The sequence below is a fragment of the Yoonia sediminilitoris genome, assembly GCF_003058085.1.
Classification (GTDB): domain Bacteria; phylum Pseudomonadota; class Alphaproteobacteria; order Rhodobacterales; family Rhodobacteraceae; genus Yoonia; species Yoonia sediminilitoris.
In genome coordinates this window covers 38,321-53,762 of record NZ_QBUD01000010.1, presented here as the reverse complement: position 1 = coordinate 53,762, position 15,442 = coordinate 38,321, and the positions used below count along the sequence as shown (strand labels likewise).

Here is a 15,442-nt window from a genome sequence, read left to right as displayed (position 1 = left end):
CTCACTCTGTCTCGGAAACAAAGACGGGACCTGCCGATACGCCGCTGTCATCGTCGAAATCGGCGATATCAACGCTTTTTGCGCGAAAGCTAACCTTTTCCATGACGATGTCATCTTCGGGCAGGGCAAAGCTCCAGCTTTGGAATTTCACCCCGTTCAGGGTCAGCCTGCCTTCGCCAGCCACGGCGGGGTCGTCAAGCTGCAACGTCATGTTGAATTCCGGCTGGAACGTGCGCTGGTTGTTGTCGACAAACGACTTGCGGCCCGTCAAAAGGCCCAGCAGTGCGCCGTTGATATAGGCGCGGTCGGCTTCACCGGCGATGTGGATATCGCCTTCGTGCAAGGATGTGACATGCCGGAACCCGATTTCGAAGAACTCGCGCAGATCGGTTTGCACGGTGAACCGCACGCCAGTGACGCGGCCGACTGCGGTCGCAATATCATAGCGGGATATGATCGATTCCGCGTCGCTGCCCGGCGGCGTATCAAGCGGCGCAAGGGTCAGCGTCGCATCGCCGCCGGTGAACACATTGGTATTTGCCATTTCTTCGTCTCCCTATTCGAGGAACATCGTGACTTTGATGAAATCTATGCTGAAGGTCGGGCGCAGCACGATTGTGACCCGGGCAATGCCCCGGCGTTCGTCGTCGCGCGTCGCCGTGACTTCCAGCTCGTAGCTGACCAGTTCTTCGTCCAGCACCATTTCGGCGAGGAAGCTGTTGATGGTCGAGCGCATGGCAGCCCGGACGCGTTCGTTGTTCAGCAGGCCGATATACGGGTTGGCCGCTGACCTGACGCCGAATTTGGCCTTGTCGACGATCCGTCGGGTGGTGATTTGGTGCCATGCGGTATTGGTAGAAGTCGTGATGCCCTTGACCGTCCGGAAACCCAGCCGGCTTTCAAGCGCGAGCACGCGGTTCTGCACAAGCTGCCGTAATTCCGCCTGCGAGAATTTCTCTTCCAGATCGGCCACGTTCAGCACCTTGTTGGTCAGACTGCGATTGACGGGCGCCCCTGAGATCATGCCGGCCACACAGGCGGCGGCATATCCGCCCGAAAGTGTCACGGGCTGACCGGTGACCACATCGGAAACCGTCACACCCGGTGCAACAAAGACGATGCGATCAGAGTTGAGCGCGTGATCGACAATGTCATTGAGCGACGCGCCCGGTGCGGACCCGATTACGCCGATCCGTTCGCGTTTGTTGGAATCGGAACTGGCCGATGCGACATGGGCGGTCAGGTCCGCACCAATTGTGCCGGAATTGTCCTGACCTGCCGCGACAATGATGAAAGCGGGTTCATTGTTCAGGGCTTCGAACCCGTCGGCATAGTTGCCCCCCGTCGCGCCATCGGTCCCCGTCGCGTTCGTTCCTGACCCGAAAGCTTCGAACGTGAAGGCATCAGCAAACTGCGTTGGCACTTCGCTGGCGTTCGCAAGCACGGTGCCCGCTACAAGGTCGGACCCGTCTGTGACAAGACTGACAAGATGCCCGCCACTGGCGGCGGTGAATTCCTCTTGCGCCGTCTCTGTCCGCAGCGTGACCTTTGCGCTGTTGGCCGCGGGGACGACATAAGTCACGGTGACAGTATCACCGACTGCTGGCGCTTCGCCTGCTGCGAAGGTCAGGGCGCCGGTGGCGGGGTCAATCTCGACCTGTCCGGCGGCAGGTGTGCCGGTGGCCCCATGAACAACGGTGGGGGTGGTCGGGGTCGATGCACCCGCAGCAAGGACAGATACGGTGTTTCGGACACTCTCGGCGATGGTTGTATGCGCCAGTTGCAGCGCCACAGCGCCTGTTCCGGCAATCTCTTCCCCGGTCACAACGGCGCTTTCAGAGGCCGCGGTGATGTTGATTTCAAGTGTGTTGGCCCATGATCCGGGGGTTGATGCGGTCAAGCGACAGCAATCGCCCGTTGCCGATGCAATCAGGAAATCGGCTGCGACCGTCGCGCCAGCAATCCGCACGGCCCAGACATCGCGCGCGCCGTGGTCATAGGCCAGATCAATCGCGCGGATAAGTGTCAATTCCTGACCTGCTGTCACGATGGCATCGGCTTCGCCGAACACCTCTCGGGCGGCAGCGGGCGAGCCGATGAGGACGGGCGTGTCGACCGGCCCCTTGTTGGCTGTGCCCACCATCCCGATCGCACTGATCGATACGACACCGGGGATGATCAGGCCTTCGGGGCGGACGGCAACCGACACGCCGGGTAGGATCTGTTCCATGGTTTTCTCCTAGTCTGTCCGGCTTTTGGTCAGCCGGACCTCGGGTGATCCGCGTCAACGCGGAGGTAAAGGACGGCCGGCGATGCAAACGCAGGCGCGTCGTGACGGATGGCAAGAAAATCGCGCCCGCTGCGCAATGTGACCGGGCGGGCAAAGCGGCGCTGATGCGGCACATACATGTCGGACACCGCGTCGCTGTCCCAGTCGCCCAGATCAAACGGCGGTCCGGGCGGGCCAAGCGCTGTCAGGAATGCGGCGACAGTTGGAAAGGTGACCTGCGCTTGGCTTTGAGCCGCATCGCCGTCGGCCACGGCGTCAATGAACGCATCAAGCGTTGGATGGATCACAGGTGCGCCGGGTGCGCCTGCAACGCCGCGTTCGATGGTGACGGCGCCGCCTGTGAAACCACCGGGCAGAAAGCCCATCGCACTGATCCCTTGCGCATGGACCCGCTGCGCGCCGCCGGTGGGCCGGACAATCAACGATGGCGCGCCTTCATCGTCCCAGCGGCGCATGTCATCGATGACAGTTTCGATCACGCCTTCGGGCGATCCTTCTTCTTCAAGGTCTGTGCGGAGCGGCACCCGCACGATGAAGCTTTGTGCGTCGTCCGAATCGTGGCTGCGGTATTCGTAAAGGAACGGCAAATCTGTCGTCTTGCGCCATGCGTTCAGCGCGCCGACATGCTCGGCAGGTGGGCTGTCGGCGACCGACAGGCGCAGGAAACCCGCGCTCCGCAAGCTGGCGCGCGCGCCCATGACGTTAGCCTGCACCGCCTCCATTCCCGCATCAACCGCATTGGGCGTCGTATCCCATAATTCGATGCGCGCCGTGCCATCCAGATAGACCCCACGCAGCGCAGACACCGGGCGGCCAAGCCGCACATCGGCACCCCGCCGGTCGCCCAACCCCAACCTGCGACCGTTCACAGCCACTAACTGGACGCTGTTATCAGGCACGGCCCCGCCGCCGCCCGGTACAAAGGCGGTCAGATGAACATTCAGGACTTCGCTGATCGCGTCATCCAATGGCAGCGGCGGTGGCATATCTGGTTTTCATCTCCTGAATTGGCGCGTTTGCGCATTGTTGTCGTGGTAAGCACGGCTTTGCCGACACCTGCCCCCTTAGATGCAAGTTTGATGCCAAAGTGGAGGAGCTCATAAGTGTATGAAAATGAATGGAAAAATTCAGGGCCCAGTCGCTGGGTGGGTCACAAAAGCCCCGGCCAAACTGGTGGCGCAGAGCATCGTAGGGCGAATCCTGTAGCCTTGTCAGTTACTTGGCGAATTTTCCCTGCCGGGTCTATTTCGACCCGCTCGCCTGACGGCGCTTGTGCGCAGGTGGAAAACCAAGGGCCGCGCGGTATTTGGCGACCGTGCGCCGCTGCGCACCGATGCCTTCTGCGGCCAGCGCTCTGGCCAGTTGCGCGTCGCTGATCGGTTGGTTGGGGTTTTCTGCCTTGATCAGGGCAGAAAGCCGAGACTCAAACCGGGCCACCGGGATGGCGGCCCCCTTTGCACCAATGCCACGCAGGCCCCGGCCCATAAGCGTGCGAAGCGAAAGAACGCTGCGCGGGGTCTGGACCGTCAAAGCCGCAGTGACCCGGCTGACGGTGCTTTCATGTTTGCCTGTTGCGGCGGCCAGTTGGGACAGTGTGACTGGCACAAGATGTGCAGCCCCATCGAGATAGCCCGCTTGGTACGCCACAATCTGGCGCGCGACCGTCAGTGCGGTTGCGTTGCGCCGTGCCACGGCCCGGTTCAGTTGTTCAGCATCGCGGCGCGATTGCGCATCCAACCCCGGCAGAATTTCGATTTCGGTCAGCGTTGCCGCATTCAGTGACACGTGCCAACCGTCCGGCGTGCCTGTTACCAGCAGATCAGGGGCTGCAGGCGGCGGCGGTGCAGCCGCCAACTGTAACCCCGGTTTGGGATCAAGCCCGCGCAGTGCGGCAAGCCGGGTGGAGATGTCTTTGCGCGTACACCCGCATTTGCGCGCGAGCGCATCCATTTCTCCGGCAGCGATCATATCAAGGTGATCAAGCAGGTCGCGCATCAACGGATCAAGAAGGCCCAGTTCGTCGGCCTGAAGGGCCAGGCATTCGGACAGACTTCGGGCGAAAACGCCGGTCGGTTCGAAGGATTGCATGTGTTTCAGGATTGCATCGACCTGTTGCGGCGCCTTTCCGATGCCCTGTGCAATTGTGTCGACCGATGCGCCCAACCAGCCCCATGGTTCCAGCGCCTCAAGCAGAGCGTAGGCAATGGACATTTCGTCATCCCGATCAAAGGCTAGCCTGATCTGCTGCGCGATATGTGCTGTCAAGTCGTCGGGTGCTGCGGGCACTTGGTCTGTTATTACACCGGCGACGGGTCGACGCAGTGAAATGCAGGGATTGGTTTTTTCGGCTTTGCGCAGCGCGTCGGACAGAGCGCGATTATCCAGCTTCAACAAACCGATCGCCTGCCGCAACTGCGGTGTCATGGCCAATCGCTGGCTCTGGCGGGGGCGCGGCGTCGGTGCAAGCGTCATCTGTTGCCTAATCGAAGCGTTTGCGTGACATAATATCAGCAAAAGAGCGGCGACGCCGCCCAGATTGCCAGTTTCGCCCCGCACAAGGGCCCGGTTTGCCAATAAGCTTGGGCAGGCTGATTAAGTCGTAGATTGCATTTATGTTGAAAAGCGAATGCATGAACGTCCCGCTGGGAGTACAGGCAAAACACAAATGAATGCCCCAAAGCATAGCCGGATGCGCAGGGCAGCGTGCGGTCTAGTAACGCTCACCCTTCTCAAAATAGCAGCCCTGTTTCCGACCTTGGCCCCGTAGTGGCTGACACCAAAGACAACCGCGGGTGGCTACGCGAAAAGCTCCCTGCTTTCAGGGCGCATGTCGGCCAACGTGGAGGGATACTTAGCGCGAATTTTTGTATTTTGGTGTGATGGCAGCCCGTCCGGACGACATCGTGGTTTCGTTCGATGGCGACGGCAGCCTGCGGAACAGAGCGTTTTGCCCGCTTCGCGACGGTTTTTACAAAAGCTTCACTTTTCACAAGATTAAATTTCACATATTCATGAAATATGGAAATAGAAATCCCCAATCGCCTTTCGACACTCGGTCATCCACACCGTTTGGCCCTTTTCCGGCTGCTGATGCGCCGCTATCCCGACCGCGTGCCCGCAACCGAACTGGCGCGGGCGCTTGGGCTTAAAGCAAACACGCTGTCGACTTACGTGAACGCGCTCATGCAGGCAGGTCTGGTCAGCCGGGAACGTGTTGGCACGTCTCTGCGCTACGCCATCGACATGGATATCGCCCGCGAGACAATCGACTACCTTATGCATGATTGTTGCCGGGGGCGACCAGAAATCTGCGCCCCGCATGGCGATCTGGCTGCTCGTGCCGACGGCCCGTTGACCGACCGCAAATACACTGTCTTGTTCATCTGCACCGGAAATTCCGCACGGTCGATCTTTGCGGAAACCATCCTGCGCGATATCGCCGGAGACCGTTTTGTGGCATACTCGGCTGGTACCCGTCCGCGCGCGGAACTGAACCCGTTCGCACGCGCGGCGCTGGAACATAAAGGGCATGATATCTCTGTTTTGCGCGCCAAGAATATCGCTGAATTTCAAGGGGCGGATGCCCCGGACTTCGATTTCGTCTTCACCGTGTGCAATCAGGCGGCCAATGAAGAATGCCCCTCTTGGAAGGGCCAGCCCGTCAGTGCGCATTGGGGGCTGCCTGATCCAGCCAAAGTCGAAGGGAATACCGCGCAAAAGCGCCGCGCGTTTCAACAGACTTACAGGGCGCTGCGCAACCGCATGATCGCCTTTACTGCCCTGCCGCTTGCTGCGCTTGACCCAATGTCCCTTCAAAAGGCTGTCGATGATATCGGCCAATCCAAACAAGAAAGTCCTTCCACATGACCGTTTATGCCCTCAATGGCCTTGGCCGCATCGGCAAGCTCGCTTTGAGACCTCTTTTGGATCAGGGGGCCGAGATCGCTTGGATCAACGATGCCGTTGGCGACCCTGAAATGCATGCGCATCTGCTGGAATTCGACACGGTGCACGGACGCTGGAAGGCGGATTTCGCGCATGATGCGGACAGCGTCACAATCGATGGCGTGCGCCTGCCTTTCATCGGGACCCGCGAAATTGCAAACCTCCCGCTGGGCGGAGTTGATGTGGTGATCGACTGCACCGGCGTCTTCAAGACAGAGGCTAAGATAGCGCCCTATTTTGCCGCCGGCGTGAAAAAGGTTGTCGTGTCGGCCCCTGTGAAAGATGGCGATGCGGCAAACATTGTTTATGGCGTAAATCACGACATTTATGCACCTGACCTGCATCGCATCGTGACTGCCGCTAGTTGCACGACCAACTGTCTGGCACCGGTTGTAAAGGTCATCCATGAGAACCTGCGGATCAAGCATGGCGCTATCACAACCATCCATGATGTGACAAACACACAAACAATCGTTGACCGCCCGGCCAAGGATTTGCGTCGAGCCCGGTCTGCATTGAACTCGCTGATCCCGACGACGACTGGCAGCGCGACCGCCATCACACTGATTTATCCTGAACTGAAGGGTCGGTTGAACGGTCACGCGGTGCGTGTCCCATTGCTAAATGCCTCTTTGACGGACTGCGTGTTCGAGGTGGAGCGTGAAACCACTGCCCAAGAAGTCAATGCGCTGTTCAAGACCGCGTCAGAAGGGCCACTGAACGGGATTTTGGGCTATGAAGAGCGCCCGCTCGTCTCGACTGATTACACCAATGACACGCGATCGAGCATTATTGATGCGCTGTCCACCATGGTCATCAACGGCACTCAGGTGAAGATTTACGCATGGTATGATAATGAAATGGGCTATGCGCACCGATTGGTGGATGTGGCCCTTATGGTCGGTGACAGCCTGTGACCGATACCTCTGCGCGGCCTGATGGGCTGTCGGCCTATATCGCTGTCACAGCGGCTTATTGGGCGTTCATGCTGACAGACGGCGCGCTGCGGATGCTGGTGCTGTTGCACTTCCACACGATCGGGTTTTCGCCTGTCCAGCTGGCCTATCTTTTCGTGCTTTACGAGGTCGCAGGCATGGTCACCAACCTGTGTGCTGGCTGGATTGCCGCGCGCTTTGGTCTGACCGCGACGCTCTATGCGGGGCTGGGGATACAGGTGCTTGCTCTGCTTGCGCTCACCCAGCTGGACCCTGACTGGGCGATCGGGGCGTCGGTCGCCTTTGTGATGATGGTTCAGGGCGCAAGCGGCGTCGCCAAGGATCTGGCCAAGATGTCATCAAAGTCTGCTGTGAAAATCCTTGCGCCCGCGCGTGGTGATGGGCTGTTTCGCTGGGTCGCCATACTGACAGGTTCCAAAAATGTAGTGAAGGGCCTGGGTTTTCTTCTGGGCGCGGCACTGCTGGCCGCGTTGGGATTTGCGACGGCAGTGCTGGGGATGGCTGCGATCCTTGCGGTGATCCTGCTGGCTGTCCTGATTGCGATGCCTGCTGGTCTGCCGAAAGGGCGCAAGGGAGCGAAATTTTCCGAAGTCTTTTCCAAGTCGGCTAACGTAAACCGATTAAGCGCCGCGCGGGTTTTTCTTTTCGGGGCAAGGGACGTCTGGTTTGTCGTTGGCATTCCGATTTACTTTTACGCGGTGTTGTCTGACGGCAGTGAAGCGGGCAATCGCGCGGCCTTTTTCCTGATCGGCACATTCATGTCTCTCTGGATCATTCTCTATGGCGCTATTCAGGCGTCGGCACCCCGCATCTTGCGGGCAGGAATGCGCAACGAGGCCGAATTGGTCAGTTCCGCAGGCGGTTGGGCCTGGGTCCTGGCGGCGGTTCCGGCTGTGCTAACGGTGGCAGCATGGGCCGCGTCTGGCCCCCAGATGTGGTTGACCATGACCCTGATTGCCGGATTGCTCTTATTTGGCGGACTTTTTGCCATCAATTCTGCATTGCATTCCTACCTGATCCTCGCCTTTACCAAAGCAGAGCGGGTCACGATGGATGTCGGTTTCTACTACATGGCGAACGCGGCGGGGCGACTTGCGGGAACGGTCTTGTCGGGCCTGACCTATCAGGTCGGGGGATTGACGCTCATGCTTGGCACTGCGACCGTGATGGTTGCTGCATCTGCCGTTGTGTCCGGCCGCCTGTCGCATGTTCAGCAAGAAAACGAGGCAAAATGAGCATTTTTGAGCGCTATCTGACGATCTGGATTGCCTTTGCCATGGCAGGGGGCATTGCCATCGGCAGCGCCGCGCCGGCCTTGGTTTCTGCAATCGCAGCGGCGGAAGTGGCCAGTGTAAATCTGGTGGTCGCGGCTTTGATCTGGGCAATGGTCTATCCGATGATGGTCGGCGTTGAACTGTCAAGCTTGCGCAATGTGGCCAAACAACCGAAGGGGCTGGCGATCACGCTGATCGTCAACTGGCTGATCAAACCGTTCTCCATGGCGGCGCTGGGCGTCCTGTTCTTCGAGGTGGTCTTTGCGGACCTGATCGCACCGGATGACGCCAAACAATATATCGCCGGTCTGATCCTGTTGGGGGCGGCACCTTGTACGGCGATGGTCTTTGTCTGGTCGCAGCTCACGCGCGGCGACGAAAGCTACACGCTGCTGCAAGTGTCGGTGAATGATGTGGTGATGGTCTTTGCCTTTGCACCGATTGTTGCCTTCCTGCTGGGTGTCACGGACATCGTTGTGCCTTGGGAGACACTTGTCCTCTCGGTCATCCTCTTTGTGGCGCTGCCGCTGGCGGCCGGGCTCTGGACCCGCAGGCAGCTTGGCAGCGTCGAACGGATTGCGGCGTTCCGCACGCATATCAAACCGTGGTCGATCATCGGGCTGATTGCGACCGTCGTGATCCTGTTTGCGTTGCAGGGACAGGTCATTCTGGATCGGCCTCAGGTCATCGCCCTGATTGCGGTACCAATTCTTTTGCAGTCCTACGGTATCTTTGCGCTGGCCTATGCGGCCGCCTATGCCCTCAAAGTGCCACACCGGATCGCGGCCCCTTGCGCCCTGATCGGGACATCAAATTTCTTTGAACTGGCCGTGGCCGTAGCCATCGGTCTGTTTGGCTTGAACTCGGGGGCGGCGCTGGCAACCGTTGTCGGCGTTCTTGTCGAGGTACCGGTGATGCTGTCGTTGGTGGCCTTCGCAAACCGCACGCGTTCGCGCTTTGCGCCTGACCCGCGCGCGAAACCTGAGAGTCGATAGCCGAAACCGCATGATGCGGGTTGATCACTGCCAGTGCACGGGTTGCCGCGCAATGGATGCCCAGATAGTTACATAAGAGACTGATCGGGCGGCGCAAGATCAAGTTTTGACAGCCGCTGCAGACAGTCCAGAAGGATGAGCTTTTCGCCGGGCGAAAACTGTGACAGCAATTGCGCGTTGTGGCGCTCTGCGATGCTATAAAGATCATTGAACGCCCGTTGGCCTGCCGGAAGAAGGCTGAGTAACTCGCTGCGGCGGTCGTTGGAAACCTGTTCGCGCCTGACATAGCGCTTTTCCTCTAATTCTTTGATTGCACGGCTTATTTTTGTTTTGTGCATTTTCGACATGCGGGCAATATCGGTGGCTGTCATCGCTCCAAAATGACCCAAGTGAAACAAGGCACGCCATTCCGTCCGCCGCATGTTGTAGCGACCGCGGTAGATCGACGAGAAATCAAGGCTGGTCTGCTCGGCCGCTTGGTTCAGCAGGTACGGAACGAAATCGGCAAGGCTGAATTCACCCATGGAAACCCTATGATCAGAGGCTTGTTAGTTACAAATGTGACTTTATATTGCGACCTAGCTTCGTACAAGGAGGATGTTCGATGAATGAGCACGCTCAGGCAAAAGGAATGGCCACGCCGCGCGCGCAGTCGGCGGCGGTGCCGCAGTATATGCCGGGGTTCGGGAACGACTTCGAAACCGAGGCTTTGCCCGACGCATTGCCCCAAGGCATGAACAGCCCGCAAAAGGTGAATTACGGCCTTTACGGTGAGCAGCTTTCAGGCACCGCCTTTACCGCACCCAGTCACCAGAACGAACGCACATGGTGCTACCGCATCCGCCCGAGCGTCCGCCATCAGGGGCGCTTTGAGCGGATCGAATTGCCCTACTGGAAATCTGCGCCGCATATGCCGCAGGATGTGACGTCCTTGGGTCAGTACCGCTGGGACCCGGTGCCGCAAGGCGATGCCCCACTGACCTGGCTGACGGGCATGCGCACGATGACCACCGCAGGGGACGTCAATACGCAGTCGGGAATGGCCAGTCACATCTATCTTGTCACAGAATCGATGGTTGATGCCTATTTCTACTCTGCAGATGGCGAGATGCTGGTTGTGCCACAGGAAGGCCGCCTGCGTTTTTCAACCGAGCTTGGTATCATCGATGTCGCCCCGCAAGAGATCGCATTGATCCCGCGTGGTCTGGTCTACCGTGTCGAGGTGTTGGAAGGTCCGTGCCGCGGTTTCGTCTGCGAGAATTACGGCCAGAAGTTCGAACTGCCGGGCAGGGGCCCGATCGGTGCCAATTGCATGGCCAACCGGCGCGATTTCAAGACACCGGTTGCAGCTTTCGAGGACCGCGAGGTGCCATCGACCATCACGGTGAAATGGTGCGGGCAATTCCACCAGAGCGACATCGGTCAAAGCCCGCTTGATGTTGTGGCGTGGCATGGCAACTACGCGCCATGCAAGTATGACCTGCGCAATTACTGTCCCGTTGGGTCCATTCTTTTCGATCATCCTGATCCGTCGATCTACACGGTGCTGACCGCGCCGTCGGGCGTGGAAGGGACAGCAAACATCGATTTCGTCCTGTTCCGCGACCGCTGGAATGTGGCCGAAGATACGTTCCGTCCGCCATGGTACCACAAAAATGTCATGTCCGAATTGATGGGGAACATCCACGGCCAGTATGACGCCAAACCGCAAGGCTTTGTGCCCGGCGGGATGAGCCTGCATAACTGCATGTTGCCACACGGTCCGGATCGCAACGCTTTTGAGGGCGCATCGAACGCGGAACTGGGGCCACAAAAGCTGGAAAACACGATGTCCTTCATGTTCGAAACCCGTTTTCCCCAGCATCTGACGGAATTTGCCGCAAAAGAGGCACCCTTGCAGGACGACTACGTTGATTGCTGGGACGGGCTGGAAAAGAAGTTCGACGGAACGCCGGGCAAGAAATGAACAAAGCAATGAGCAGTTGGGTGGCAGGGGCGAATGCCGCCGACACTGATTTCAGTTTGAATAACCTGCCTTACGGTGTTTTCTCGACGCATGGTCAGGCGCCCCGGTGCGGCGTGGCCATCGGCGATATGATCCTTGATGTCGCGCAGGCCGAAATGGCGGGCCTGACCGGCACGCAGGATCTGTTGCAACAGGCCGTGTGGAATCCACTGATGAAGGCCGGGCCAAAGGTCTGGGCTGCGTTTCGTGCCCGCCTGATTGGCCTGTTGAAAGAGGGATCCGCGCATGTGGAGGACCTGACCCCGATGCTGGTGCCGATGTCGGACGCCGCAATGCACATGCCGTTTCGCGTGGCCGAATACACTGATTTTTACGCGGGCAAGCAGCACGCGCAAAATGTCGGCACGATGTTTCGCGGTCCTGAAAATGCGCTGCCGCCCAACTGGCTGCATATCCCTATCGGTTATAATGGACGTGCCTCGACCGTGGTGGTTTCCGGCACGGATATTCGCAGGCCAGTCGGGCAAACAAAGGCCAAAGATGCAGCAAACCCTGTGTTCGGACCTTCTCAGCGGCTGGATATCGAGCTTGAGATAGGGGCCATTGTCGGCACGCCATCCGACATGGGCCAGCCCGTCACGGTGGCCCAAGCGCGCGAGATGATCTTTGGTTATGTCTTGCTGAACGACTGGTCGGCGCGGGATTTGCAGGCTTGGGAATATCAGCCGCTTGGTCCCTTCCAAGCCAAGGCCTTTGCCACCTCCATAAGCCCCTGGATCGTGACCGCCGCGGCACTCGCCCCTTTTGCCGCGCCTGCGCCCGACCGAGAGGTGCCACTGCTGCCCTATCTGGTCGAGGATACGCCGGGGCTTTACGATATTGATCTGTTCGTTCACATGAACGGGCATCAGATCAGCCACACCAACATGCAAGAGCTTTACTATTCGTCCGCGCAGCAACTTGCGCACCACGCGTCGTCTGGCTGTGCCATGCGCAGCGGCGATCTGCTGGGGTCCGGGACAATCTCGGGGCCGAAGCCGGATAATTATGGTTCTTTGCTGGAAATGACATGGGGTGGGCAAAATCCGATTACCCTTGGTGATCAGACCCGTCGCTTCATCGAAGACGGCGATAGGTTGACACTGACAGGCCACGCGCAGGGTGATGGTTACAGGGTCGGCTTTGGCGCCTGCACAGGCACCATTCTGCCAGCCCCCGATTTTTACAAGGAGACGACATGAGCAAGGCATTTGCATCCGCAGGCGATATGGCGGAAAAGACGATCAGTTTCACAGAAGTGGGCGAGGGGCTTTGGGCCTTTACCGCCGAGGGTGACCCCAATTCAGGCGTGATCATCGGAGACAATTCGGTGATGATCGTTGAGGCGCAGGCGACGCCACGGTTGGCCGAAAAGGTCATTGAAAAGGTCCGCACTGTTACCGACAAACCAATCAGCCATCTGGTGCTGACCCATTACCACGCGGTGCGTGTGCTGGGTGCGTCGGCCTATGGTGCCCCTGAAATCATCATGTCCGACGTAGCCCGTGCCATGGTCGCCGAGCGCGGCCAAGAGGACTGGGACAGCGAATTCGACCGCTTCCCACGACTTTTTCAGGGGCATGAAAGCATCCCCGGTTTGACCTGGCCAACAACCACATTCAGCGATCGCATGTCGGTCTATCTGGGCAACCGTCGTGTCGATCTGATGAAGCTTGGCCGCGCGCATACCGCAGGTGATATCGTTGTGCATGTGCCAGATTCCAACGTGATGTTCACTGGTGATATCGTGGAATACCACTCTGCCTGCTACTGCGGTGATGGGCATTACGGGGACTGGCCGCAAACGCTGGAGAATATTCGTGCCTTTGATCTTGAAGCCATTGCGCCGGGTCGTGGCGATGCCTTGGTCGGGCGTGACATGGTGAATGCAGCGCTGGACAGTACAGCCGATTTCGTGAACTCGACCTATGATGCGGTGCGCCGTGTCGCGGTCAAGGGCGGCACTCTGCAAGAGGCGATGGCCCATGTGCGCGAGGTCTGCGATCCGAAATTCGGTGATTTTGCGATCTACGAACATTGCCTGCCGTTCAATGTGGCCCGCGCCTACGACGAAGCGCAGGGCATTGATACGCCGCGCATCTGGACGGCCCAACGCGACAAAGACATGTGGGCCGCCCTGCAAAAGTAACCGTTCCAGCCCCCGGTGAGGAGACGTTCAAATGCTTGATGACCGTTATGCCGTTGTCCACAAGCTCTATCCCTACGAGCGCAGCGCGGATCAGGATGCGGGGGTAGAGGCCCATCATCCGGTCGTGATCATCGGCGGCGGGCCTGTCGGTATGGCAACCGCACTTGATTTGGGCCTTCAGGGGATCGCAACGCTGGTGCTGGACGACCACGAAGGTGTCGGCGAGGGCAGTCGTGCGATCTGCTTTGCCAAACGCACGCTGGAAATCTGCGACCGGTTGGGGTGCGGTGATCCGATGGTCGATAAGGGCGTTGTCTGGAACCTTGGCAAGGTGTTCCACGGCACGGACCGCGTGTTCGACTTCAACCTGCTGCCCGAAGGTGGCCATCGCCGCCCGGCCTTCATCAACCTCCAACAGCCTTATTTCGAAAAGTTTCTGGTGGACCGAATCCGCGCTGCGCAGGCGGACGGCGCGCCCATCGAGATCCGCGGCAAAAATCGGGTTGAAGAATTGGACGTACGCGACGATGGGGCAAGTTTGAACATCGCGACCCCTGATGGCAGCTATGCGATCACCGCCGACTGGGTGCTGGCCTGTGACGGTGCAGGCTCGCCCACGCGTAAGGCACTTGATCTGGGGTTCGAGGGTAAGGTGTTTCAGGACAGTTTCCTGATCGCCGATGTGCGCATGACCGCCGATTTCCCGACCGAACGCTGGTTCTGGTTCGAACCGCCCTTCCGCGGCGCGGGCGACAGTGCGTTGCTGCATAAACAACCCGACGATATCTGGCGCATCGACTTCCAGATCGGGTGGGACGTTGATCGCAAGACCGAGTTGCAAGAGGATCGCATCCGCGCCCGGATCGACGCGATGCTGGGCGAGGGCGTGAATTACGAACTTGTCTGGACCTCGATCTATACTTTCCAATGCCGCCGCATGTCGTCCTTCCGGCAAGGTCGCGTGCTTTTTGTTGGCGACAGTGCGCATCAGGTATCGCCCTTCGGCGCGCGCGGTTGCAATGGCGGTGTCCAGGATGCCGACAATATCGCGTGGAAGTTGGCTGCAGTGCTGAAGGGTGACGCCCCTGAGACGCTGATCGACAGTTACGATGTTGAACGCGGTGCGGCAGCGGATGAGAATATCCGCAATTCCACACGCTCGACGGACTTTATCACCCCCAAATCCGAACAGAGCCGGATTTTCCGCAACGCCGTGCTGCAACTGTCGCGTCAGCATGATTTCGCACGGCCTTTTGTGAATTCCGGGCGGCTGTCGCAACCTTGCATCTATGATGGGTCTGGTCTGAACACGCCGGATTCGCTGCCTGATGGACCTGACGGCACCAGGCCCGGCGCACCCGCACCAGATGCGCCTTGGGCGGACGGTTTCCTGCTGAACCGTTTGGGCAACGGTTTTGCATTGCTGGTCATCCGCTGCGACGCGCCCGCTATCAATGATCTGCCCGTCGTGCAGATCGATGCCCCTGGGCCAGAGCTTGCCGCGCGCTATCTGGGCGATGCGGTGTCCGCGATATATCTTATCCGTCCGGATCAGCATGTCGCTGCCCGCTGGAGTACTGCCACCAGCGAACAGATCGCCGCGGCGCACATGCGCGCGCAAGGAAAGGAATGCGCATGAGCGCCCTGATCACGACCCGTAATGTCGATCGGCCCGATGATGCCTATGATCTTTTGCTGACGGCGCATGAAGGGCTGAGCAAAGAAGAAAGCGATGCGTTGAATGCACGTCTGATCCTGACGCTGATAAATCATATCGGCGATCTGGACGTTCTGCGCGAGGCGCTTGAGGTGGCCCGCGCCTGAGCGC

Annotated in this window: 14 protein-coding genes; 9 read left to right on the top strand and 5 right to left on the bottom strand. The window is 59.1% G+C overall.

Going from position 1 to position 15,442, the window contains the following annotated elements; genetic code table 11:
• Position 1: 1 nt before the first annotated feature.
• The 4 genes from C8N45_RS16365 to C8N45_RS16350 form a co-directional block, all read right to left on the bottom strand.
• Positions 2-544 carry a hypothetical protein gene (locus C8N45_RS16365; RefSeq protein ID WP_108387337.1) on the bottom strand — a complete coding sequence of 181 codons (543 nt, stop codon included), beginning with the start codon at positions 542-544 and terminating at the stop codon, positions 2-4.
• A gap of 12 nt (positions 545-556) precedes the next feature.
• On the bottom strand, positions 557-2,230 hold the full coding sequence (locus C8N45_RS16360; protein WP_108387336.1) for a phage tail sheath subtilisin-like domain-containing protein: 1,674 nt from the start codon (positions 2,228-2,230) through the stop codon (positions 557-559).
• A 29-nt stretch (positions 2,231-2,259) separates the two neighbouring features.
• The gene (locus tag C8N45_RS16355; protein ID WP_108387335.1) at positions 2,260-3,276 is read right to left on the bottom strand and encodes a hypothetical protein; all 1,017 of its coding nucleotides are present in this window, start codon (positions 3,274-3,276) and stop codon (positions 2,260-2,262) included.
• Positions 3,277-3,532: 256 nt separating this feature from the next.
• The gene (locus tag C8N45_RS16350; protein WP_133175996.1) at positions 3,533-4,762 is read right to left on the bottom strand and encodes an RNA polymerase factor sigma-54; all 1,230 of its coding nucleotides are present in this window, start codon (positions 4,760-4,762) and stop codon (positions 3,533-3,535) included.
• 546 nt (positions 4,763-5,308) lie between these two features.
• Here C8N45_RS16350 and C8N45_RS16345 point away from each other — a divergent pair.
• The 4 genes from C8N45_RS16345 to arsB are packed head-to-tail and all read left to right on the top strand — an operon-like array spanning position 5,309 to position 9,460.
• On the top strand, positions 5,309-6,157 hold the full coding sequence (locus C8N45_RS16345; protein WP_108387333.1) for an arsenate reductase/protein-tyrosine-phosphatase family protein: 849 nt from the start codon (positions 5,309-5,311) through the stop codon (positions 6,155-6,157).
• Positions 6,154-7,152, top strand: a complete 999-nt coding sequence (locus tag C8N45_RS16340) for an ArsJ-associated glyceraldehyde-3-phosphate dehydrogenase (RefSeq protein ID WP_108387332.1) — start codon at positions 6,154-6,156, stop codon at positions 7,150-7,152. Before C8N45_RS16345 ends, C8N45_RS16340 begins: the two co-directional genes overlap by 4 nt.
• Positions 7,149-8,426 carry an organoarsenical effux MFS transporter ArsJ gene (gene arsJ / locus C8N45_RS16335; protein ID WP_108387331.1) on the top strand — a complete coding sequence of 426 codons (1,278 nt, stop codon included), beginning with the start codon at positions 7,149-7,151 and terminating at the stop codon, positions 8,424-8,426. Before C8N45_RS16340 ends, arsJ begins: the two co-directional genes overlap by 4 nt.
• Positions 8,423-9,460 carry an ACR3 family arsenite efflux transporter gene (arsB, locus tag C8N45_RS16330; protein WP_108387330.1) on the top strand — a complete coding sequence of 346 codons (1,038 nt, stop codon included), beginning with the start codon at positions 8,423-8,425 and terminating at the stop codon, positions 9,458-9,460. Before arsJ ends, arsB begins: the two co-directional genes overlap by 4 nt.
• Positions 9,461-9,528: 68 nt before the next feature.
• Here the strand turns inward: arsB and C8N45_RS16325 are convergent, their stop codons facing one another.
• Positions 9,529-9,984: a MarR family winged helix-turn-helix transcriptional regulator gene (locus C8N45_RS16325; RefSeq protein WP_108387329.1), complete on the bottom strand. Its 456-nt coding sequence runs from the start codon at positions 9,982-9,984 to the stop codon at positions 9,529-9,531.
• 107 nt (positions 9,985-10,091) lie between these two features.
• Here C8N45_RS16325 and hmgA point away from each other — a divergent pair, with 107 nt between their 5' ends.
• The 5 genes from hmgA to C8N45_RS16300 are packed head-to-tail and all read left to right on the top strand — an operon-like array spanning position 10,092 to position 15,438.
• Positions 10,092-11,426, top strand: a complete 1,335-nt coding sequence (gene hmgA, locus C8N45_RS16320; RefSeq protein WP_245882713.1) for a homogentisate 1,2-dioxygenase — start codon at positions 10,092-10,094, stop codon at positions 11,424-11,426.
• A gap of 8 nt (positions 11,427-11,434) precedes the next feature.
• The gene (gene fahA / locus C8N45_RS16315) at positions 11,435-12,667 is read left to right on the top strand and encodes a fumarylacetoacetase (RefSeq protein ID WP_108387399.1); all 1,233 of its coding nucleotides are present in this window, start codon (positions 11,435-11,437) and stop codon (positions 12,665-12,667) included.
• A complete protein-coding gene (locus C8N45_RS16310) occupies positions 12,664-13,614 on the top strand; it encodes an MBL fold metallo-hydrolase (protein ID WP_108387327.1) in 951 nt (316 codons plus the stop codon). Before fahA ends, C8N45_RS16310 begins: the two co-directional genes overlap by 4 nt.
• A 31-nt stretch (positions 13,615-13,645) precedes the next feature.
• A complete protein-coding gene (locus C8N45_RS16305; RefSeq protein ID WP_108387326.1) occupies positions 13,646-15,253 on the top strand; it encodes an FAD-dependent oxidoreductase in 1,608 nt (535 codons plus the stop codon).
• Entirely contained in the window at positions 15,250-15,438 is a 189-nt protein-coding gene (locus tag C8N45_RS16300; RefSeq protein WP_108387325.1) for a DUF2783 domain-containing protein, read from the top strand. The genes C8N45_RS16305 and C8N45_RS16300 overlap by 4 nt, the downstream gene beginning before the upstream one ends.
• Positions 15,439-15,442: the final 4 nt, after the last annotated feature.